Consider the following 20,865-nt stretch of genomic DNA (forward strand, 5'->3'; position numbering starts at 1 on the left):
TCGACCGAGCAGGCTCAACCCCGTTGGCGGTCATCCGCCTCGGCCTTCTCCCGCTCACCGACCTCGTAGCGCCGCGCCTCTTCTTCCAAGTAGCGCGCCTCTTTCCCCAGGCAGCGTGCGTAGTCCTCCGAGATGCGTTCGAAGATGCCGTCATCGACGAGAGCCTCCAGCACGGCGCGGGCCGAACCGGTTGCGGCCAGCGTCCGCTCTGCACGGCCTGCGATTTCGGGGTGTTGCTCGATGAGAGAGGACAGGTATGGCACTGCCTCGCCTTCGTCAGAGGGAATGTAAATGCATTCGACAATTGGAAGAAACATCACGCGCTCCGTTGAGGTCGTAAAAACATGGATGATAAGTCTTTTATAAACAACGAATTTATTTTATAGACGGGTCGCTGAACTATCTCGCCCGGAAGGGTTCTCTCCGTTTGCCAACGCCGATAGTTGGTGGAGATTGCGGCGCACGGCGATGGTAACTGCGTTCAACCCGAAGACGGTACGATGGGCAGCGAGCGCCGATGCAGCTGTCGGTAGGGCTAGAGCCCGGCGATCAAGGCGATCCTGCGGTGCCCGGGCCTTCGCACATACGCCGGCGGCACAATGCGCTGTGCGGGAGGACGTTGACTGACGGAAGGCGGCGCATTTGATACGCTGCCAGTGATGCCGCCTCATCTCAAGTACCAAGGCACCGCCATGAGCCCAACTAAGAATGAGGTCACGCTGACGTCTGAACCGCTTCGGCTATCCGGGAGCCCAAGCCTCACCCTGCACGGTTACTTGCGGTTGGAGGATGCTCTCAACGTGGTTGGACAACAAGATCACCCCGCAACGTGGGGACAAATTCAAGGATGGGCTCAGATGCCCTTCCGGTGGTCCAAAAAGGAAAGGGCGTATGTTCGCTATGAATTGCGGCTGATGGGCGAAAGAGCTCGCCTGCGGCAAATTCCGGTCAAGCTCGATCTTTCGAAAGCCGAACAGCTGGCTTGCGTGCGCTTGTATCGCGACGTGCGCGCCAAACTACGTGCAGTCTTCGAGGCCGGTGATTTGTCGGCCTACGCCATCCATCACGCGACTGGGGTGCGCACCCTCATCGACGCTCCGGCCATCTGGCTGAAGCAGGCACGGCCTATCTTCTACACAGGCCGCACGGTGATCCAGGAACCGAAGGTGGCGGACCGCCTCGCCGACGTGGTGATCGAGCAGGCCATGTTCGACCGTTGGTTGGAGGCTCGTGGGAAGGAACTTGCAAAGACCGCAAGCGAGGCCATGCTGCGACGGATGGGTGAGACTATCGGCGAGCACGAACACAAGCTCGACTACGGCATCACGCGGGCCGAAGCGTTCGCCCTGGTTGCGGGGGCGGCGAAGGAATACGGCAAGGAGGTGTCCGAGCGGCAGTTCAGAAAGCACGTTTGGGCCCCGCGTGGGTCCAAAGCCGGGCGTCGGACGAAGGTTCAGAAGGAACGGTTCACTCAGCACAGTTCGGACTTGGCCACACAGATCGCGGCGCTCTTCGTAGACTCGTCGGCCGCGTGAGACAGGGAGGCGTGTGAGACGGAGACGCAAACCTCGCGGCCTATTTTGCAATGCCTCGGTTTGCCCTGCACCGATTCCTGAAAAGCCAATCGGTAGAATGAGCTAAATCCGAGCGGTTAATCGCAGCGGAGAGTTTTCCACTCTCGCTATTACCCCGAGACGGACCCAGTAAATGGAAGGGCTTCGCAACCAGCAGCGAGGCTACCCATGCCCTCTCCCAAGCCCCCCGACCCCCGCCAGCGAGACCGTGAGCATCAGCTCATGGAGGCGCTTGGCCTCCCTGATTTCGAGACCGAGGAGGCGTGCCACGAGCGGCAGCAGCGCATGGTGCGCGCCTTCCAGCGAGCAGGGGCGCCCGGCCGCCTGACCCGCGGCCTCATGAGCTGCACCGCGGATATCTGCGGACTCCGTGATCGCTGTCGCGACGGCTGCCATCACGGTCAGCGTAACCTGCGCGCCACGCTGACACCGCAGGCCGACGAACTCCTGCGCGGTCGACCTGGCCCTCTGCTTGCCCCCACCCTCGTCCACCCCCTCTGGGAAGTACCCTACGAGGAGGGGCCGGAAGCAATTTCGATCCCAGCCGTCAAGCAACTCGTCAAGCGACGGTTTACGCGTCTGGCCGCCCACACCGAAACTCACCCAATGGCGGTCGGGGCCTTCGAAGTCTGTCTCAATTGGAATTTGGAGGGAACGAAGACCTGGGCCGGGCAGGTGCACCTGATCACCGCGGGCGCGACGCGGGACGAGCTGCACGCCGCCCTTCGCGTCGGTGATCGCTACCCGTTGCCGCCCTACGCCAAGCCCCTCGTCGTCGAGGCGGTGAGCAACACGGCGCGCCAGCAAGGCTATGCGCTGAAGCGGTACGCTGAGCAGCGGATCGCCTACCGCGGCAAGAACGGCCGCCAGGAGCGCAACCACAAGCCGCTCGATGCCGCCGATCAGCGCCGGTTCGACCGCTGGCTCTGCGAGCTGAACGTCGGGGAGCGCGTGTTCCTCTTCGGTTGCAAGCGTCTCAATGGTCGCCTGGTGGGGGTGGCTCAATGAGCAATGAACTCACGAGCACTCATCACAAACCACCATAAATTGCTATTTCTAGCTAAAGTTTCGTCAAATCGAACATAATAATCAGTATAACAAGCTAAAGCTGCAAAACTGTAGTTAATTAAATCGTTTTCGAGCCTACGTCGTGTCTTGCCTCTACATCGGCCTACCGTGCAATGTGCGTGAGGCGGTGAGGCGGTGAGACCGGCAGGCTTCAACGCCTCACCGCCTCCCGAAAGGAAGCCCATGCCGATTCAGATCCGAGGACTGCGGCGCACACGCCGCGCTATCACCCGCCATCCCGATGTTCCCATCACGGCCGTCAAGGTGCGCAACGAGACGGACAAATCGTTGCACTACCGGTTTACCGTACGCATCGGGAACGGTCAGTTGCACCACATCCTCGTAAGCCAGATGGAGCCGCGCGGAGCCATAGCTAAGGCGGTAGGTTCGATTTCCGAGTACATCCCGCGAGATCCCGCCGAGGCGAAGGAGCGAATCGACGCGATCCTCGCCGCGGCCCCCGCGGAGACTTTCGTCGGCGTCGAGCAGCCGGGCTACAAGAACCGCGAGGCTTACATCGACGATGGCATCCGCCGCGGGCATGGCTTCGACCGCTACCTCTGGCTCGGCCCGACGCGGATTCGCTCCGAGCGGGCGGCCGGCTCGTTCGCCCAGTGGCGCAAGCATGTCGCCGCGCTATCCTCGGAGTCGAGCTATCTCGCCTTCGCCCTGATGCTGGGGCTGGCCGGTCCGCTGCTTCTCTGGGCGGACCTGCCGGAGGGGGCCGTGTTTCACTTCGTCGGCGAGTCCTCGACCGGTAAGACCACCGCGGCGCGGGTGGCCGCGAGCATTGGCGGCTCCCCGGACGGCCTCCTGAATTGGGGTCAGAGCGTCCGCCGCTTGGCGGAGACCGCGGCGGCGCACCGTGATCGCGCGCTGATCCTGAACGCGGCGGAGAAGGCACAGAAGGCCGAGGTGAAGGCCGTCCTCCAGGCGATCACCCACGGTTTGGCGGAGGGTACCTCTAAGACCTACTCGACGGCCGTGCGGGGCACCCTGCCAGACGTGACCTCGCGCTCGCCGATCCTGAGCAACGGCAACCGGTCGGGCGCCGTGCTCGCGCAGGAGGCTGGCCTCGCCTGGAACGAGCAGGAGGTGGCACGCTTCATCTCCATCCCCGTCCCCTCGCGGGAGGAGGGCGGCGTCGTGGACATGCCAAGCGACGAGGCGGCGGACTATCCGGCTCGCCTGATCGCGGCGCTGGAGGGTGGCCTGAAGGACCATCACGGTCGTGTCATGGGCCGCTGGCTCGACAGGGTCTGGGCGAACCGCGGTCGGGTCAACGACCTCATGGACGACTTCGTGGCTCATGTCGAACCCGCAGACGCCTTCCAGCGCCGGATCGCCCGCAAGTTCGGCCTCATCTATGCGGCCGGGATGATCGCGGTGGAGACCGATTTCCTCCCCTGGGATCGGGACGTGCCGCTCATCGCGACGACGCGGCTCTACCACCGGGCGATGAGTGCCATGCAGGTCGGTTGCCCGCGCGAGGCTCTGGTCGCGCTCCGGGATGCCCTTCTCAACCCGGAGGTGTTTCCGCAGGTGGGAAGCTGCCAGGAACTCGTCCTCCAACCCGAAAACCGGGTCGCCGGGTTCCACTTCCGGCGCGCCGGCGAAGACCTCATCGCGATCCGGCGGGAGCGACTGGGCTCCGTGCTCGATGGCTTGGCCGACGTGGAAGCTCTCATCGCGGCGCTGGAGCAGGCGGGTGTGCTCGACGGGGGGCATGGCGGCCGCAGAGGGCAGCAGGTGCGGGTTTCGATCATCGGCCGAACGGAAGGCCGGATCGAGAAGCCGCGCTGCCTCGTAATGAAGGCGGCGACTCTCGACGCCTTCCTCCAGGCTGCCGGCCGCGGCCGTGCCGGTGGCGAGGACGCCATCGTCATCACCTGAGTTCATTCGAGGCGGGATGTTCCGCCTCGCTTACGAAGGCCGCCCGCGTGCGAACAGGATGCGGGCGGCACCATCAGGCAAAGTGCTACCCATCATCGGTCTTGCGTAACTCGATTGAACAAAGCCGCAGTGTCGGCGGATAGGTCTTTCTGATGGTACGGATGGGTGGTACAAGCGATGCTCAGTGCGGCAGTGTAAGTGTCTGATTTAACAGCATTTCGTTTGGAAAGCGCACAATCCTTTCCTGGGCACCAATTTTCTGAGAAGCGTCTACCCCTCAGAAACTTAAGCCGGATCAGGTAGTTGAGACAGGCAGGCCGTGCCACAACGGTGTGCCACATGCTCCTCAGGCTCCCTGCCCGATGAAGCGGTCAGACTCCTCCGTCCCGCAGTTCAAACAACGTATTCCTGCTGACGTTCGGCCTCTTGCTGTGGGCCGCGTCCTCTCGGTGCCTTTGGGTTCCGAGACCACCCACATCACCATCACGCCGGGCATGGCGATGGTCCGCTTCTCGCTCAAGACCCGCGATCCCAGCGAGGCGAAAGTTCGGCAAGGGCAGGCTGCCTCTGTCGTTGAGCAGTTCTATGCCACCCTTCGCAACTCCTGTCCGGTCACGCCAAGTCACAAGCAGGCCACAGCGCTGGCCGGAGACCTCTACCGTGCATGGGCGGACGGCGGCGGGGATCGCACCATCGCCGTGACTCATACGCCGGGTGGGTGGGTCCGCGACCGGAGCACACCAGAGGAGGAGGGGGCGGGCTTCGAGTCTGCTTTGGCGAAGCTGGATGCGGCCACTTTGAGCGGGGAGGGGAGTGACCTTGAGCCTCTCATAGGCCGGCTCGTGGACCGCCTGCTGTTTGCCAAAGGTATCTCCAGCGTGGACGCCGGGACGCGGCCCATCCTCCTCGACGCCTTCGTGCTTGCTCTGCGTGATGCCTTTGCGGCTCGACGCCGGAACGCAGAGGGCGACTACAGCCCCGACCCGAAGGCTGCACGCTTTCCCGCTTTCGAGACGCCGCAGGCCGAGCCGCGCCCCGCTCCGGCTGCTTCCGCCAAGACCTCCTTCACCAAGCTGGTCGAGGATTGGTGGACCGAACAGAAAGCCGTGGGCCGGAAGCCCAGCACCCACGAGAGCTACCGGAACACGATGGCCAACCTCGTGGCCTTCCTGAAGCATGACGATGCCGGCCGGGTGACCTCCGAGGATATCGTCCGGTTCAAGAACCACCGCCTCGCCACCATCAACCCGCGAACCGGCAAGGCCATCTCCCCGAAGACCGTGAAGGACAGCGACCTTGCGGGCCTGAAGACCATCTTCGGTTGGGCCGTGGCGAACCGAAGGATGACCTCGAACCCTGCCACGGGGCTGACCATCAAGCTCGGCAAGCCGAAGAAGCTCCGGTCCAAGGGGTTCACCCATGAGGAAGCGGGGGCGATCCTCAGAGCAGCCTCAGCACACCAGGGCAGCCGCAAGGAGAGGCCTGAGACCACCGCCGCCAAGCGCTGGCTGCCCTGGCTTCAAGCTTACACCGGGGCGAGGGTGGGCGAGCTGGCCCAGCTCCGTAAGGCAGACATCAGGCAAGAGGGTCCGCACTGGGTCGCTACCATCACGCCCGAGGCCGGCACGGTTAAGACCAACGAGAGGCGCGAGGTAGTCCTGCACCCGCACCTCATCGAGTTAGGCTTCGGGCGGTTCATTGCGGGGGCCAAGGGCGGCCACCTGTTCCTGAGGCCGGCGCTTGATGGCGACGTGCTGGGACCGCTCCAGGGGCTGAAGAACCGGCTGGCGGAGTTCGCGCGGGAAGTGGTGCCGGACCCGAGGGTGGCCCCGAACCATGCTTGGCGCCATCGCTTCAAGACTGTCGCGCGGGAGGCCGGAATGGACCCGCATGTGCGCGATGTCATCCAAGGGCACGCGGCGCGGACGTCGGGTGATGCCTACGGTGAGGTAACTGTGAGGGCGATGGCGGCGGCCATCGAGCTGGTGCCGAGGATCGATGTGGGCGAAGGGATGAGCGGCTAGCATCTCTCGCCTGATCCTGCCGTTATGTGCGCGGCCATCTCGACTGCTTTTAGCGGACCGGTGATGCGCGGGAGTCGGGGAAGGGGAGTTGCGCTTGACTGGGGGCGATACGCAGGCCGCACTGGCCCACCTTCGAGAGAAATTGAAGCTGATTACCGCAAGCCGTGACCGAGAAGCGGCAGACGAAGCAAACGTAGTGCTTCGCAAGGCAGCGGTTGGTGGCATGCTTATATCAGGTAACACCGTAATCAGTCTCAAACAGCATGTGCTTGACGACCTTCGCATCCGCTCTGCGCTGTACGTGCAAGCTTTGAACGACACCTGGCTCACCTTTCGACCGTCGATTGAAGCATCGGAGCCTGCCCAGCAGATGCTGATGCATGAAATGCACAATGCAAGTGCGGCGGCACAGGCTTCGGTTCGAAACAGTGCTACAGCGCGTTCGCTCGGAATAACCTCTGAGAGCGTCTGGGCCGAGTTTCAGAGTGGATGCAGAAGCGTCGAGGCTGGCTTATCACTGCGGCTCCGAGAGTGGGGCATGCTGCAAAACCGCGCAACAATACCATCAGCAACGTCACAGAACACAACTGTTACGTTGAGCGGTAATAATAACACCGTAATTGCGGGATTGATGCAATCCACAGGTTCTATCCAGCTCGGCGCAGACACTACTCAAAGGCTCTTGGAGGCCCTCACGGATGTGCGCTCCAAAATCGAGGCCACTCAAAGCCTCTCTCCCGAAGACCAAAGAGAGGTTTTGGAGTTAGTCTCCGATGCGGAAGTTGAGGCCGGAAGGTCCGCACCTAACAAACGGAAACTCACCTCCAGCCTCCAAGGCGTTGCAACAGCCATTCAGACGGTCGGCGCACTCAGCGATGCCTACGCGGTTCTAAAAAACGCCATGGCCTTGATCGGCTTGCCGCTACCGTAAAGTCCCAACTACCCACGGGGTCACTCACGCGAGGGGCCATACGTGACACGCAGCGGCGGGATTTCCCCCCGTATGGGTGCTCCGGGTGGGCCTCAGGCAGAACGGGATGCCCCCTGGGTCCCGGCTAAGGCTGGGCCTATATGTCGGCCTGTGCCGCCGCAGCTAGACCTCCTCGTCGCCCTCCTCGAACTGGCGGCTTTCTTCCTCGTGACGCCTGAGGTTCTCGGGCTGCGCCGCCTTCAGGCTGTCTTCCAGGGCATGGGCCGGCTCAACGCTTGGCTGAGGACGGTCTGGTTCGATCCCGAGTTCGGGCCCATTCCGCCCGGCTCCGTTGTGCTCCTGGTGGTGCTCGGCGGTTTCGCGCTAGCCGCCCTGCTGGGCTACGATCTGGGCCGGTCCCAGTCGCTGGTCATCACCATCATGGCGTGGGTCTTGGTGGTGCCCGCCGCCTACGTCCTGTTCTACCTCCTCCTCCAAGCACTGCATCGGCGGGAGCGCTTGGGTCGCGTTCTGGCCATCATCGGCGCGTGTCTGTTCGTGACGGGGCGGGCCATCGTGATCGCGTCCGCCTACAGCCGCCTGCCGGGGTAATGGTGTATCGCAAACGATCTACGGACCTCGCTTCATGTTGAGCTCCTTCGGTCCTGGCTGATCCTCTCAATCAGCCCGGTCCAAAGCCAGCCGGTCAAGTCACGCGATGGACCCGGTCTGCGGCTCGGGATCGACCGAGGTCCAGGCCGACGGCTCGCTCCGCGGCGAAATCCGCGTCCACCGCGGCGACGAGATCCCCTTCCTTGCCCGCCGATGGCCGACGTCTTCAACGCCCTGATAGGGCCGATCGGAGCATGGAACGCGCGCACGACAAATTTAAATAGGGTTTGTGCTATAAGATACATAAAAAGATTATTATAGTGCGCGATAACTGTAGAAATTGATCGCATACTCTGCTGAGTGAGATCCATTATTATATTATGAACTGAAATACTGTTACTAATGTCTAGTCAGAAATTCCTAATGGATATGGGCGCGAATGCCAGTGTAGTTTCAAATATAAGAAATTATATTTAATTTCTCATAAACTTGTGTCTTTGATATATGAGGACAAGTGGGGAATAAGATTTAAGGTATGAGTGCTGCTCGGCGAGAACCACCTTGCCTCGATAATTTCACGGTTATCGATTTTTATAGAGGGCCTGGCCTTTGGGTGCCACTCAAACAAACTTACTTTGTCTGCGCGAAACCGAAAATTATACTCAATGTCTCGAATAAATACCAATTCGGTCTGATTAATATCAAGTTCGATTTCTTCTTTGCATTCTCTAATGGCTGCTTCAATCGAACTTTCCGATGCTTCGATTGCCCCTCCGGGCGCCGACCAGCACGGCTGGTAGGAGTTGCGCACTAACAAAACTTGATCTTGAAACCAAATCATCACGAGGACCCCATGATGATTTGGGCGACGGATAAACCACCAAATACGTAAGTTCAGAAAAGCAAAGCTTAGTGCGGTTTGGTAGCATCGGTCTAGAAAGGTCATTGATGATTGGACCTTCATATCTAAGTTCTGTTTCTATAAGAGTTAAGGCTTTGTGGCGTGACGGAACCAGCCTAGCGGTGATCAGCATCCAAAAGGGGGGCCACCCACTTTGTTCTAGATCGGGCGCTTAGCACGCCGATCTGCGTCGAATTCGCCTTCTGGATCACATCCTCGGGCAAGCAGATCCAGATCAACGTCCAGTTTGAAGCGGTCTGGGCTTCATCAGAACCGCCGATCGTTGGGCCAGATGTTTAACTCTGCGTCGCTTCGAGGGTCTTGACGACCTGTGGCGCGCAGGCTTCCACGAGTTCGATGCCAAGTGCCGTGAGATGGCAGAACGACAGTTGGCCCTGGAACCGGTCCTCGTTGAGATCGAAGGACACCGGCACCCGAACGAGTTTCATCAAACCGAGGCTCTCGCAGATCGCGATGTCCCGTTCGACGACATCGAGGTCCGGAACGCGCAAGTCATACCGTTCCGTCCGGTCGCTGAACACGGAGCTGGCCAGATACAGGGCGCCCGGGCGCTCGAGCGAAAAAACAAAGGCTTCGATGATGCTTTCGGGAGTCGCGTCATCGTCGCAAAGAACGCTGTCGACGATCGCCTCAATCTGGTTCAATCCAAGCTCGACGGCCGAATCCCGAAGCACCTGTCGGGGATTCTTGAACATTTCGAAGCCGTTGATGGTGGCGCGCTCGAGCAATGCCACCTGTCGGACCTCCAATTCAGAGATGATCTGGATGAGCCGTGGGGGAAGACCTCCGGGAGACGCCGCTCTGGCGAGGAGGCTCGCCCATCGCTGGACCATCTCACCCTCCGGCGCCTCCAGCGAGGCTTTCTCGATGAGGGGCACCAGAACCTTGGGCGCAACCGGCTGAATCGCGATCCGGTCCGCTTCAAGTTGCCTGCGCGCCATCTCTGCAACCGTGATGGCCACGTCCGCTTGCTGGAGCCTGATCTGATCCCACCGGAGGCCGTGCGCTTCGCTGAAGTCACGAAAGCTGTCGACAACGTATTCGACCAGTCGCCGCATCGGGCTCGACGATTTCTCAGGCTGGAGGCCCATCGCTGCTTCGGCCTTCAAGCCACCTGCGACTGCGTGGGGTGGCTTTTGTGTTGGATCGCTCATCGAGGGCCCATGGGAATTGTGGCTGAAGCGTATCTAGCGCTCTGCGCTCTCGCACCGAGTCGGAAGTCTCAATAATCGGGTAGACTTCACTTTGTATACCAAGCAGAGGATTGCCGATTCGTTACGATCGCAACCTGTGTCTTTCGTGCAATACAACCGTACCCCCGCGATGGTGGGCGAAAAATAACCTGGGTTAATTTCGTCCACACCGAACACGTGTCCGGCGCCGCTAGGTTGCTTCAGAGTCGTCGCTTCCGGCGACGCGAAACCTTTCCCGAAAAGCGCCCGACCCTCCCGAGTGTTCGTGGCGACGCTGGGCTGGAGCCGGGCGGCCTACCGGGAGTTCGTCACCGACGCGCGCCTTGACGACCGATTCACGTTGCTCGTCAAGCAAGACGTGAGTATCGGGCTCACGGGTACGCCGGTGTCGGTTCAGCGCCATGCCGCGCCTTGTGTCGCGCTGGCCGGCGACGATCCCGCGCCCGCTTCTGTAGGCGACCACCTTGATCCCTGGTGGAGTAAGCTCGCCTATCGTTCCGGCCGTCAGGTCATGAAAAGGGTTACACTGTCGATCAAACGACCGATTGCTGCACCTACGAGATCTGGTGATTTTCGGCCCGTTGTCGCCGGACAGACGTGCGGGAGGCTCGGGAAATAGCTCTCGCAGATCAGAGGTACCCGTTGTCCCGCACCTGAGCCTTCGGCCATTGGTTTCGTTGAATTCGTCGACGATTTGTCCGGGCACCCATGTTCTGAGACGCGTCGACCGCTCAGAAACTCAAGCCGGATCCGGTGGTCGAGACAGGCAGGCTGTTCCCCGGCTCTGCGCCGCAGGCCCTTCAGTCTCCGCCGTACGACGAGGCGGTCCGACTCCTCCGCTCCAGGATCTCACGCACACCGGCACCAGGACCGTCGGCCTCCCGGGCCAAGGCGTCGTCGGGTCGTTCCCCCTCGGGCCCGTGACCGGGCGGCTTCCCGCGCCGGGTCCTCGTCGGGACGGACATTCGGCTCGGCCGACGAGGCGTCAGGCGGGTGTCCGGCGACGCCGTTGGGCGCCCGCATTCCCGGCGAGGAATCGGTTCGTGCGGCGCGGACGTTCCCCATAGTGCGTCACAGCATGAGGATGCCGCGATGTCGTTGCTGCTCGAAGCCGCCGAAGACCTGGACGCGATGGCGAAGGCGGCGCGCGAGGCCATCGATCGGCGCCTGCGCCTCCTCCAGGGTGAGGATACCGGGCGCTTCTGGTCCGCGGTGGCGAAGCTCTACGCCCGGGGCCTGCCGGAGATCGCGGCCGCCGCGCCGGTGCGGCGCGCGAAGATCACATCGACTCCAGACCGTACTCTGCCAGGAGCGCCGCCCGCCTGCCGCGCAGCGCCAGCGCTTTGATGGCATGGTTGCGGCTCGTCGTGAGGATCGCGGTCGCCGTCTCCGGTTGCGCGTCGCGCATCGTGTCGGCCAGTGCGGCGAGCTCCGACGCGGCCGCTTCCTCCGCCGCGATGCCCGCCCGGAGGGTGTCGAGCACGGCCTGCACCATGGGAATGACCTGCGGGTACCGAACCTCATCTCTCATCCCAGGTCCCTTTCTGCCTGTGCCCCGTCGCGCGCTGTCCGGGAACGGAGGCGCACGTGGCGCCTTCGATCGCACCTGATGCGCGACAGGGTAGCGCCCTGGGCTCAGGGGGCAAGCGGACGCGGGCGAGTTCAGGTGCCGCGCCCCGGTGGTGCGCCTTCCGGTCCGGCCGGATGCGGGGGCCTCACGGAATCGCCGGGGCCGGGCCGCCTGTTGGGGGATCGCCGGTTTCGACGCGTGGGCCGCCCCGACCTTCGCTGACCCCCTGCAGGACGCATCGTGCGGTGTCGCATGGGGAGCCGACGCCCCGCGACCACCTGCTCGGAGGGCGCGCTGGCGACGAGCCGCGCGTCGGTCGCGATCACAACCGCAAGAGTGCCGCCGCAATCAACCGGGATAAACCGCCCGATGGACCGGTGGAGATTGTCGAGGGACAGCACCCGCGTACGAAAACGGTTCGTGTCGCAGTTTTGCCGCAATGGTTGCCCGGCGCGGAACTTGAACCCAATTTTGGATAAACTTTGAAACGGTTCCGTCGGGACCGCGTTACGGACACATCCACCTCTCACATCGGACATGCTCATGGCGGAACAAGCCCTGGCCGCGACGGCTGACACCACGTCCGCAGAAGGCAAGCCCCCACGTGATTACCTGACCCCCATCGTTCTGGGGTCGCTTGCCGTCTTGGAACTGGGATGGGTCGGGCTGTTGGGCTGGGGAGCGCTCTGGCTGATCGGCGCCTAGCTGCGCGGGCCAACTGGCGCTCAGCGGCGCGGGCTAACCGGCACTTCGTCGGGCCAGAGCGGTGCGCGGGCGGCCATCTCCAGCACGAGCGCGAAGCACGCAAGATGGATCGTGACGTAGGCGAACATGGCGTCTTGCGCTTCCTCTCCGCGCACGGACGGCACGGCTGCGGAGCATGCTGCTACGACCATGGAAAATGCGCAATGCGCGTTGTGGAATCGAATGTGCGAACGTGCAGGCTGTGCTTTTAAGACCACCCTCGCAAGCTTTTGATGGTGGATCGGCAGCCGATCGCGCCGCGCGGGACTCACGTGACCGTGACCAGGACGCTGGCGGGACTCCACCAGGACTCGCAGAGGCCTGGAACGGGGTGCCCGGCGAGACGCTGTTCCTGACGAGACCTGTCCTGGCCCGTCTCGGCCCCTGCTCCAAATCGATCGCGCGACGGGGCGCTCCGCCGGCCTCAGTGCCGCGTACCGTCCGGCGGGTCGGACAGGGGTTCGATCCCGAGGGCTTCGGTCAGGGGAAACTCCAGCACGATCTCTCCGGTCTGGTCCTCCACGAACAGCACCGCGCGCAGGAGCTGCGGGTCGCTGTCGGCGCCCTGGAGGAGCTGCCGGGCCAGGATCTGGGCCGCGGCCCAGGCGGCGTCCGGGCTCGACAGGTCCCGGCCGTCCGGGTCCACCACCACGTCGTCCCCGATATGCGTATGGAAGTAGTAGCGTGGCATCGAAGCCGGCTCCCGTTCGGCGCGGTGACCCGCGCGCATGACCTGCGCGGGAAGATAGGGGCGCGCGGGCGGGCGGGGCAGGGGCGGGCGCGGGCCGGTCGCTAGCGCTTCTTGCCCAGTTCGGCCGCGATGTCCTTCGTCATCCGGCCGACCTTGCGGTGGGCGGCGGCGAGTTGGTCCTGGGTGACGCCCCAGCGCTTCATCCAGAACTCCACCGCCTTGCGCTCCGAGAGGTCGAGGCGATACTTGTCGATGAAGCCGCGTTTGTCCTTGAGGCCAGCCATGTCCGTTCCCGTCCGCGCGGCTGCCGGGCGGCGCGGGACCGATATGGGGTGCCGGGCCGGCCGGGGCGAGCCTGCGGCGCGCGCCATCGCGCGCCGCGTCGCGGATCAGCGGGTGGGCGCGCCGGTGCCCTTGCCCGCGGCACCCGGCGAGGCGCCGGATCCGGCATCGTTGGCGCCGGTGCTGTTGGAGGTGCCGGACCGGCTCTTGTCCCCGGTCGAGGGGCCGCTGCCGGCCGCGCCCGGGGAGGAGCCGGCCCCGGCATCGTTCGGACCGGTGGTGTTCATGGTCCCGGACCGGGTGGTGCCGGAGCCGCCCTCGGCCGCGAAGGCGACCGACCCGAGGGCGAGGGTGCTGGCGAAGGTGCCGGCGAGGGCGAGTGCGAGGGCCTTCATGGCGTTTCTCCCGAATGATTGGCGTGATGCACGCCTCGGGTAACGCCACGCTGACGCCGATGGTTCTGGACGCGGCGGGGACGACACCAGGCCGCCGGGGCCCCATCGCTGCGGACAGGCCGGCATCCGTCTGACGCCCCGCGCATCCGGGAGCCGCGCCCGTTGTTGTCCGCGCTGCAGGGTTTAGGGGGCATGCCCCGGCTCAGGCCGCCTGGGCCGGCTCGATGTCCTCGCGGGAGGGCTCGTAGGCGCACCAGTGGCAGTAGCCCTTGTCGGCGACCTTCGGTGCGTTGCGCTGCGAGCAGCGGGGGCAGACCAGCACGGACAGCGTCTGGCCGCGCAGGCGGGCGAAGCCGCGCCCCCGGAAGGTGACGGCCACCGACTCTCCGGCGTGGGAATCAGGGCTGTGGGACATCGAGGCTCCTCGGATCGCGGTCGGCGAGGACCAACGGCCAACCTTGGCATCGGTTCAGGGCCTTCCCCAGGCGAAGGCCGCCCCGCCCTCGAAAAAGGGGCCGGAGGCGACGCCGATGCGCGTCGACTCCGGCCCCCGGCCGTCGCGTGGTGAGGGGCGCCCGCCCTACTCGGCGGCGATCTGCCGGGGCCGGACCGCCTCGACCCGGGCGGCGCAGAACTTGAACTCCGGGATCTTGCCCATGGGATCGAGGGCCGGATTGGTCAGGAGGTTGGCGGCGGCCTCGGCGTAGCAGAACGGCATGAAGATCATGCCCACCGGCACGTCGCGGTCGGACCGGACCTTGAGCTCCACCGCGCCGCGGCGGGTCTCCAGGCGCATGGTGTCGCCGGGCTCCAGGCCGAGGCGGTAGAGCTCCTTCGGCGCCATGAAGGCCACCGCCTCCGGCTCCAGGGCGTCGAGGACGCCCGAGCGCCGGGTCATCGAGCCGGTGTGCCAGTGCTCCAGCACGCGGCCCGTGGAGAGCACCATCGGGTACTCGGTGTCGGGCACCTCGTCCGGCGGCACGATGTGGGCCGGGACGATCTTGGCCCGCCCGCTCGCCGTGGGGAAGCCGGCGTAGAAGATGATCTCGTTGCCGGGCTGATCGGGACCGTCGACCGGGTAGGTCACGGCGCCCTCGCGCTCCAGCCGCTCCCAGGTGATGTTCTTCAGGGAAGGCATCACCTGGGCCATCTCGGTGAAGATGTCGGCCGGGCCGGTATAGGTCCAGTCGAGGCCGAGGCGTCGGGCGAGCTCCTGCAGGATCCACCAATCCTGGCGGGCGTCGCCCGGCGGCGGGACGACGGGCTTGGCGATCTGCACGCGCCGGTCGGTGTTGGTGAAGCTGCCCGCCTTCTCGGCAAAGGCGGAGGCCGGCAGCACCACGTCGGCGTGGAAGGCGGTCTCGGTCAGGAACAGGTCCTGCACCACCAGGTGGTCGAGCATGGCGAGCGCGTGCCGGGCGTGGTTGAGGTCGGGGTCCGACATCGCGGGGTTCTCGCCCTCGACGAACATGCCCTTGATCTCGCCCGTGTGGATGGCGCGCATGATCTCGACCACGGTCAGGCCGTTCTTCGGATCGAGGGACTGGCCCCAGAACGTCTCGAACAGGTCGCGGACGGTCTCGTTCTCAACCGACTGGTAGTCCGGATAGACCATCGGGATCAGGCCGGCATCGGAGGCGCCCTGGACGTTGTTCTGGCCGCGCAGGGGGTGCAGGCCGGTGCCGGGGCGGCCGATCTGGCCCGTGGTGAGGGCGAGCGCGATCAGGCAGCGCGAGTTGTCGGTGCCGTGGACGTGCTGGCTGACGCCCATGCCCCAGAAGATGATCGAGGCCCGGGAGCGGGCGTAGAGGCGGGCCACCTCGCGCAGGGTCTCCGCGTCGATGCCGCAGACCGGAGCCATCTTCTCCGGGGTGAACTCGACGATGCGCTCCTTGAGCGCCTCGAAGTTCTCGGTGTACCCGGCGATGTACTGCTCGTCGTAGAGCTTCTCCGTCACGATGACGTTGAGCATGGCGTTCAGCATCGCCACGTCGGAGCCCGGTTTGAAGGCGAGGTGCTTGTAGGCGTGCCGGGACAGCACCTGCCGGCGCGGATCCATGATGATCAGCTTGGCGCCGCGTTCCTTGACCGCGTTCTTGATGAAGGTCGCGGCCACCGGGTGGTTCACCGTCGGGTTGGCGCCGATGATGACGATGACCTCGGCATCGAGGGCCGCCGAGAACGGGGCCGAGACGGCGCCGGAATTCAGGCCTTCCATCAGGGCCGCCACCGAGGAGGCGTGGCAGAGCCGGGTGCAGTGGTCGACGTTGTTCGAGCCGAAGCCGAGGCGCACCAGCTTCTGGAAGAGGTAGGCCTCCTCGTTCGAGCCCTTGGCGGAGCCGAAGCCCGCCAGCGCCTTGCGGCCGACGGTGTCGCGGATCTTTTTGAGGCCGCCGGCGGCGCGCTCCAGCGCCTCGTCCCAGGTCGCCTCGCGGAAATGGGTCCAGGGATTGGCCGGATCGACCTGGTCGTTGGCATCCTTGGCCACGTTGTCGAGGCGGATCAGGGGCTTGGTCAGCCGGTGGGGGTGGTGGACGTAGTCGAACCCGAAGCGGCCCTTCACGCAGAGGCGATTCTGGTTGGCCGGTCCGTCACGCCCCTCGGCGTAGACGATCTTGTCGTCCTTGACCTTGTAGGAGACCTGGCAGCCGACGCCGCAATAGGGGCAGAGCGAGTCCACCTCGCGGTCGGGATAGACGGTGCGGGTCTGGCTGTCGTCGAGGTAGGCCGACGGCATCAGCGCGCCGGTCGGGCAGGCCTGGACGCACTCGCCGCAGCCGACGCAGGTCGACTGGCCCATCGGGTCGTCGAAGTCGAACACCACCTTGGCGTCCGCCGAGCGGTAGGCCATGCCGATGACGTCGTTGACCTGCACCTCGCGACAGGCGCGGACGCAGAGGTTGCACTGGATGCAGGCGTCGAGGTTGACCCGCATGGCCGGGTGGCTCCAGTCGCCCTCCCAGCGCTGGGCGGCCGGGAAGCGGCTCTCGGTGACCGCGACATGGTCGGCCTGCGCCCAGAAATGCGAGGTCGGATCGTGCGAGATCTCCCGGGCCGGCTGGTCGGCCACGAGGAGCTCCATCACCATGGCCCGGGCCTTGGTCGCCCGCTCCGAGGCGGACTTCACCTTCATGCCGACGCCCGGCACTCGCTTGCACGAGGCGGCGAGCACGCGCTCGCCCTCGATCTCGACCATGCAGGCGCGGCAATTGCCGTCCGGCCGGTAGCCCGGGGCGGGCTTGTGGCAGAGGTGGGGGATGTGCGTGCCCAGCCGCTGGGCGACGGCCCAGATCGTCTCGCCCGGGGCGGCCTCGACCTGCTGCCCGTCGAACTCGAAGATCACGCCCGGGATTCCGGCCGGCATCTCCTTGAGGCCGAAGGTGCCGCTCGGGGCCGGACCCGCCTGGCCGCCCGACTGGGTGCCCTCGGAATAGGTGCTCCCGGCGCCCGGGTTGGCGCCGTCCGCCTTGCCGCCCGCATCCTGGGGGCCGGTGGGGGTGGTGGCGTGGGCTCCGCTGAGACCACTGTTCTGTGTGCCGCTGCTCATGGTTCCGCTCCAGTCATGGCGCAGGAAAATCGGGATCGGGCCGCTGCCGCGAGGGGGCAGCCGCACCGTCGGATCGGGGATGGATCGCTATTCAGCCGCGATCCGCTGCGGCGACGGGAACAGGTCCGGGAAGTACTTGATCACGGTGGTGAGCGGGTTCGACGCCGCCTGGCCCAGGCCGCAGATCGAGGCGTCGCGCATGCACTGCGAAAGCTCGCCGAGGAGATCGGTGTCCCACACGTCGTTCTCCATCATCACGCGCGCCTTCTGCGTGCCGGAGCGGCAGGGCGTGCACTGCCCGCAGGACTCGTCCTCGAAGAACCGCATCAGGTTCAGGGCCGCGCCGCGCACATCGTCCTGGTCCGACAGGACGATGACGGCGGCCGAGCCGATGAAGCAGCCGTATTTCTCGAGGGTGCCGAAATCGAGGGGGATGTCGTCCATGCTGGCCGGCAGGATGCCGCCCGAGGCGCCGCCCGGCAGGTAGGCCGCGAAGCGGTGCCCCTCGCTGATTCCGCCGCAATATTCTTCGATCAGCTCCCGGATGGTAAGGCCGGCGGGGGCGAGCTTGACACCCGGCTCCTTCACGCGCCCCGACACCGAGTAGGAGCGCAGGCCGACCCGGCCGTTGCGGCCGTGGCTCTTCCACCAATCGGCGCCCTTCTCGATCAGGTCCCTGACCCAGTAGAGCGTCTCGACGTTGTTGATCAGGGTCGGGCGGTTGAACAGGCCAACCTGGAACGGGAAGGGCGGCTTGTGCCGCGGCAGCCCGCGCTTGCCCTCCAGGGACTCGATCAGCGAGGATTCCTCGCCGCAGATATAGGCGCCCGCACCCCGGCGCAGGTGGATGCGCGGGCCGCCGGCGGGGAGCCGGGCGATCTCGCGGGCCAGGATCTCGCGGGAAATCGGGTACTCGTCGCGCAGGTAGATGTAGACGTCGGCTGCTTCCACCACGTGGGCGCCGATCAGCATGCCCTCGAGGAAGCGGTGCGGATCGGCGTTGAGGTAGAGCTGGTCCTTGAAGGTGCCGGGCTCGCCCTCGTCGCCGTTCACCGCCATGAGGCGGGGACCGGGCTCGCCGCGCACCGAGCGCCACTTGCGCCCCGTGGGGAAGCCGGCGCCGCCGAGGCCACGCAGGCCGCCATCGTCGAGGACCTGCAGGATGGCGTCGATGCCAAGCTCGCCGGAGCGCAGCCGGTCGAGGACGGCGTAGCCGCCCCCCGCACGGTAGGCGTCGTAATCGGGATAGGCGGGCAGGTGGGCGTGGGTGTCACCGGCCTCGACGGCCGCCGTGACGCTGGCGACGTCCGCCTTGTGCAGGAAGTTGTGGCCGACCTCGACCGCCGGGGCGTGGTCGCACAGGCCGACGCAGGGCGCGCGCACCACGCGCACCCCGCTGCCGAGGGTCTCGCGCAGGGCTTCCAGCAGGGGCTCGGCACCGAACATCGCGCAGGTGAGGCTGTCGCAGACGCGTACGGTGAGGGCCGGCAGGTCGGCGTCGCCGTCCTTGAGCACGTCGAAATGCGCGTAGAACGTCGCCGTCTCGAACACCTCGGCGAAGGCCAGGCTCATCTCGTCGGCCAGGGCCGCCAGGTGGGCGGCGCTGATCCGCCCGTAGGTGTCCTGGACGAGGTGGAGGTGCTCGATCAGCAGGTCGCGCTGCCGCGACCGATCGCCCAGCAGGCGCTCGATCTCGACCTTGGCCACGGGTTCGACCTGCCGTCCCTTGGGGACGGGCCTGGCTTGGTTGCGTCCCTTGCCAGGGTGCTCGAAGCGGCGAACCTCGCCGATGTCATGCGCGCTCATGCGTTCATCCTACCCCTTTGGTATTCAAAATACCAGATTCTGCGCAGTATTCTTATAGGCCTCCCCATAGCAGCACATGAGAAAAATTCGGAAGTGAATTTGGTCGCGCGTCACTGGCCGCCGAACGCGCGCAGCGGCCGCCCGGCCTCCGAGCGCTGGACGAAGGACGGCGGCGCACCGGCCGGCAGCGCGGCGACGCGCGGCCCGACCACGGCGTTGATCTCGAGTTCGAAGGCGTCCAGGGCCTCGTTGACCCGCGCCACGGTGGCGGCATCGAGGGACTCCGCCTGGGGACGGTCGAGGCCGGCCCCGCGCAGGGTTTCCCGAACCGTCTCCAGCAATTCCGGCGTCAGCGGCGGTGCCGCCGCGTCGGCGTAGCCCTGGGCGACGATCCCGGCCCAATCGGCTGTGGATACGGTGTCGGATTCGGTCATCGATGCGGCTCCAAGTCGCGAGTGTCGGGGCATCAACGCGCGGCGCGGCCATTCAGCCGCGCGGTTTCGTCATCGCGCCGACGACGGGCGGTCAGGCCCGGTCGGTGATGCGGATCGACAGGTCGGGCAGGCCGGCGATCTGCCCGAGGAGCACGTCGCCCGGCACCACCGGCCCGACATTCTCCGGCGTGCCCGAATAGATCAGATCGCCGGCCTTCAGCTCGAAGGCCTCGGACAGGTTGGCGATCTGCTCGGCCACCGACCAGATCATCTGCGACAGGTCGGCGTCCTGGCGGACCGTGCCGTTCACGCTGAGGCGGATGGCGCCGCGCACCGGGTGGCCGAGGGCCGAGACCGGATGCAGGGGCCCGATCGGCGCCGCCTGGTCGAAGCTCTTGCCGATCTCCCAGGGCTTCTTCTGGTCGCTCATGCCGCGCTGCAGGTCGCGCCGCGTCATGTCGAGGCCGATCGCGTAGGCGTAGACATGGTCGCGGGCGGCCTCCTTCGGGATGTTGCGGCCTCCCGACGCGAGGGCGGCCACCAGTTCGAGCTCGTGGTGGTAGTTCCGGGTCAGGGACGGGTAGGGGTGGTCGGCCACGTGGCCGACGGGCACGACCTGGATCGCGTCCGTGGGCTTCTGGAAGAAGAACGGCGGCTCGCGCGTCGGGTCCGAACCCATCTCGCGGGCATGGGCGGCGTAGTTGCGCCCGATGCAGTAGATCCGCCGCACCGGAAAGACCTCGGCGCTGCCGACGATGGGGATCGTGACCGGGGGCAGGGCGAACAGCGGCCGGGGCGCGGCGCCGCCCGGGGCTGTCCCGGCTTCCCCGGCGGTCGCCCCGGTGGACCGAAGGGCAGTGCCGGCGGCGGCCGCGGCCGCGACCCTGAGGGCGTTGCGTCTGTTCGTGGTCATGGGAGATCCGTTCGGATGGGTGTGATCGCGCCGTGGTCGTCCGGTGTAAACGCGGCGCCGCCCCAGTGCGTCCCCTCGAGCCGGCGCGCCCGGTGGTCGGGGTGTGCCGGCCCCTGCCCGAGCCCGGCGCCGGTCCGCGCCCTTCCGTGCCGACCACCGCCCTGTCGATCTTCGCCCCGGCGCACCTGCGCGTCACCCGGGTGGGACTCCTCCTCGCCACCGGTGCCCATGTCCCCGCCACCGGCGCCCATGTCCCCGCCACCGGCGCCCATGTCCCCGCCACCGGC

At 65.6% G+C, this 20,865-nt stretch carries 21 protein-coding genes; 9 read left to right on the forward strand and 12 right to left on the reverse strand.

The genetic code is table 11. From position 1 onward, the window contains the following. Positions 1-14: 14 nt before the first annotated feature. Complete coding sequence (locus tag ASF18_RS20415; RefSeq protein ID WP_056354697.1) at positions 15-317, reverse strand: hypothetical protein; 303 nt, start codon at positions 315-317, stop codon at positions 15-17. A gap of 540 nt (positions 318-857) precedes the next feature. On the opposite strand from ASF18_RS20415, the gene ASF18_RS20420 reads away from it, so the two are divergent. The 6 genes from ASF18_RS20420 (at position 858) to ASF18_RS20445 (ending at position 8,081) form a co-directional block, all read left to right on the forward strand. Then, entirely contained in the window at positions 858-1,535 is a 678-nt protein-coding gene (locus ASF18_RS20420; RefSeq protein WP_056354699.1) for a hypothetical protein, read from the forward strand. 261 nt (positions 1,536-1,796) lie between these two features. Continuing rightward, complete coding sequence (locus ASF18_RS23965; protein ID WP_210166761.1) at positions 1,797-2,582, forward strand: hypothetical protein; 786 nt, start codon at positions 1,797-1,799, stop codon at positions 2,580-2,582. Positions 2,583-2,930: 348 nt separating this feature from the next. Next, positions 2,931-4,535, forward strand: coding sequence for a DUF927 domain-containing protein (locus ASF18_RS20435; protein ID WP_162239184.1), 1,605 nt, complete (start codon positions 2,931-2,933; stop codon positions 4,533-4,535). Between the two features lie 362 nt (positions 4,536-4,897). After that, positions 4,898-6,559, forward strand: a complete 1,662-nt coding sequence (locus ASF18_RS20440) for a DUF6538 domain-containing protein (protein WP_056354709.1) — start codon at positions 4,898-4,900, stop codon at positions 6,557-6,559. 94 nt (positions 6,560-6,653) lie between these two features. Further along, the gene (locus ASF18_RS23970) at positions 6,654-7,490 is read left to right on the forward strand and encodes a hypothetical protein (protein ID WP_156650049.1); all 837 of its coding nucleotides are present in this window, start codon (positions 6,654-6,656) and stop codon (positions 7,488-7,490) included. A 150-nt stretch (positions 7,491-7,640) separates the two neighbouring features. Next, entirely contained in the window at positions 7,641-8,081 is a 441-nt protein-coding gene (locus tag ASF18_RS20445) for a hypothetical protein (protein WP_056354712.1), read from the forward strand. A gap of 481 nt (positions 8,082-8,562) precedes the next feature. Here the strand turns inward: ASF18_RS20445 and ASF18_RS23310 are convergent, their stop codons facing one another. Both ASF18_RS23310 and ASF18_RS20450 read right to left on the reverse strand, forming a co-directional pair. Then, positions 8,563-9,027 carry an NUDIX domain-containing protein gene (locus tag ASF18_RS23310; RefSeq protein ID WP_162239185.1) on the reverse strand — a complete coding sequence of 155 codons (465 nt, stop codon included), beginning with the start codon at positions 9,025-9,027 and terminating at the stop codon, positions 8,563-8,565. Between the two features lie 251 nt (positions 9,028-9,278). Then, positions 9,279-10,157: a hypothetical protein gene (locus ASF18_RS20450; protein WP_210166762.1), complete on the reverse strand. Its 879-nt coding sequence runs from the start codon at positions 10,155-10,157 to the stop codon at positions 9,279-9,281. Between the two features lie 304 nt (positions 10,158-10,461). On the opposite strand from ASF18_RS20450, the gene ASF18_RS23975 reads away from it, so the two are divergent. After that, positions 10,462-10,815 (forward strand): hypothetical protein, encoded by a 354-nt coding sequence (locus tag ASF18_RS23975; protein ID WP_156650053.1) that lies wholly within the window; start codon positions 10,462-10,464, stop codon positions 10,813-10,815. 660 nt (positions 10,816-11,475) lie between these two features. Here ASF18_RS23975 and ASF18_RS20455 read toward each other — a convergent pair. Continuing rightward, positions 11,476-11,691, reverse strand: coding sequence for a hypothetical protein (locus tag ASF18_RS20455; protein ID WP_056354719.1), 216 nt, complete (start codon positions 11,689-11,691; stop codon positions 11,476-11,478). A 618-nt stretch (positions 11,692-12,309) separates the two neighbouring features. Here ASF18_RS20455 and ASF18_RS24415 point away from each other — a divergent pair. Continuing rightward, positions 12,310-12,471, forward strand: a complete 162-nt coding sequence (locus ASF18_RS24415; RefSeq protein WP_156394060.1) for a hypothetical protein — start codon at positions 12,310-12,312, stop codon at positions 12,469-12,471. 463 nt (positions 12,472-12,934) lie between these two features. Here the strand turns inward: ASF18_RS24415 and ASF18_RS20460 are convergent, their stop codons facing one another. From ASF18_RS20460 to ASF18_RS20495, 8 genes are all read right to left on the reverse strand, one after another. After that, entirely contained in the window at positions 12,935-13,201 is a 267-nt protein-coding gene (locus ASF18_RS20460) for a hypothetical protein (RefSeq protein ID WP_056212344.1), read from the reverse strand. A 101-nt stretch (positions 13,202-13,302) separates the two neighbouring features. Continuing rightward, on the reverse strand, positions 13,303-13,485 hold the full coding sequence (locus tag ASF18_RS20465) for a DUF3606 domain-containing protein (protein WP_056354723.1): 183 nt from the start codon (positions 13,483-13,485) through the stop codon (positions 13,303-13,305). A gap of 105 nt (positions 13,486-13,590) precedes the next feature. After that, the gene (locus ASF18_RS20470) at positions 13,591-13,878 is read right to left on the reverse strand and encodes a hypothetical protein (protein WP_056354726.1); all 288 of its coding nucleotides are present in this window, start codon (positions 13,876-13,878) and stop codon (positions 13,591-13,593) included. A gap of 202 nt (positions 13,879-14,080) precedes the next feature. Beyond that, positions 14,081-14,293 (reverse strand): hypothetical protein, encoded by a 213-nt coding sequence (locus ASF18_RS20475; RefSeq protein ID WP_056212340.1) that lies wholly within the window; start codon positions 14,291-14,293, stop codon positions 14,081-14,083. Positions 14,294-14,458: 165 nt separating this feature from the next. After that, positions 14,459-17,230: a formate dehydrogenase subunit alpha gene (gene fdhF / locus ASF18_RS20480; RefSeq protein ID WP_156650079.1), complete on the reverse strand. Its 2,772-nt coding sequence runs from the start codon at positions 17,228-17,230 to the stop codon at positions 14,459-14,461. 282 nt (positions 17,231-17,512) lie between these two features. Next, positions 17,513-19,231 carry an NAD(P)H-dependent oxidoreductase subunit E gene (locus tag ASF18_RS20485; protein WP_056354733.1) on the reverse strand — a complete coding sequence of 573 codons (1,719 nt, stop codon included), beginning with the start codon at positions 19,229-19,231 and terminating at the stop codon, positions 17,513-17,515. Between the two features lie 110 nt (positions 19,232-19,341). Further along, a complete protein-coding gene (locus ASF18_RS20490; protein ID WP_056354736.1) occupies positions 19,342-19,665 on the reverse strand; it encodes a hypothetical protein in 324 nt (107 codons plus the stop codon). Positions 19,666-19,756: 91 nt separating this feature from the next. Next, positions 19,757-20,578 (reverse strand): fumarylacetoacetate hydrolase family protein, encoded by an 822-nt coding sequence (locus ASF18_RS20495; RefSeq protein ID WP_056354741.1) that lies wholly within the window; start codon positions 20,576-20,578, stop codon positions 19,757-19,759. A gap of 65 nt (positions 20,579-20,643) precedes the next feature. Between ASF18_RS20495 and ASF18_RS24175 the strand changes: the two genes are divergently transcribed. Further along, positions 20,644-20,865 (forward strand): hypothetical protein (locus ASF18_RS24175; protein ID WP_200917669.1); only part of this gene is annotated, 222 nt, incomplete at its 3' end.

The organism is Methylobacterium sp. Leaf89, assembly GCF_001422215.1.
Classification (GTDB): Bacteria; Pseudomonadota; Alphaproteobacteria; order Rhizobiales; family Beijerinckiaceae; genus Methylobacterium.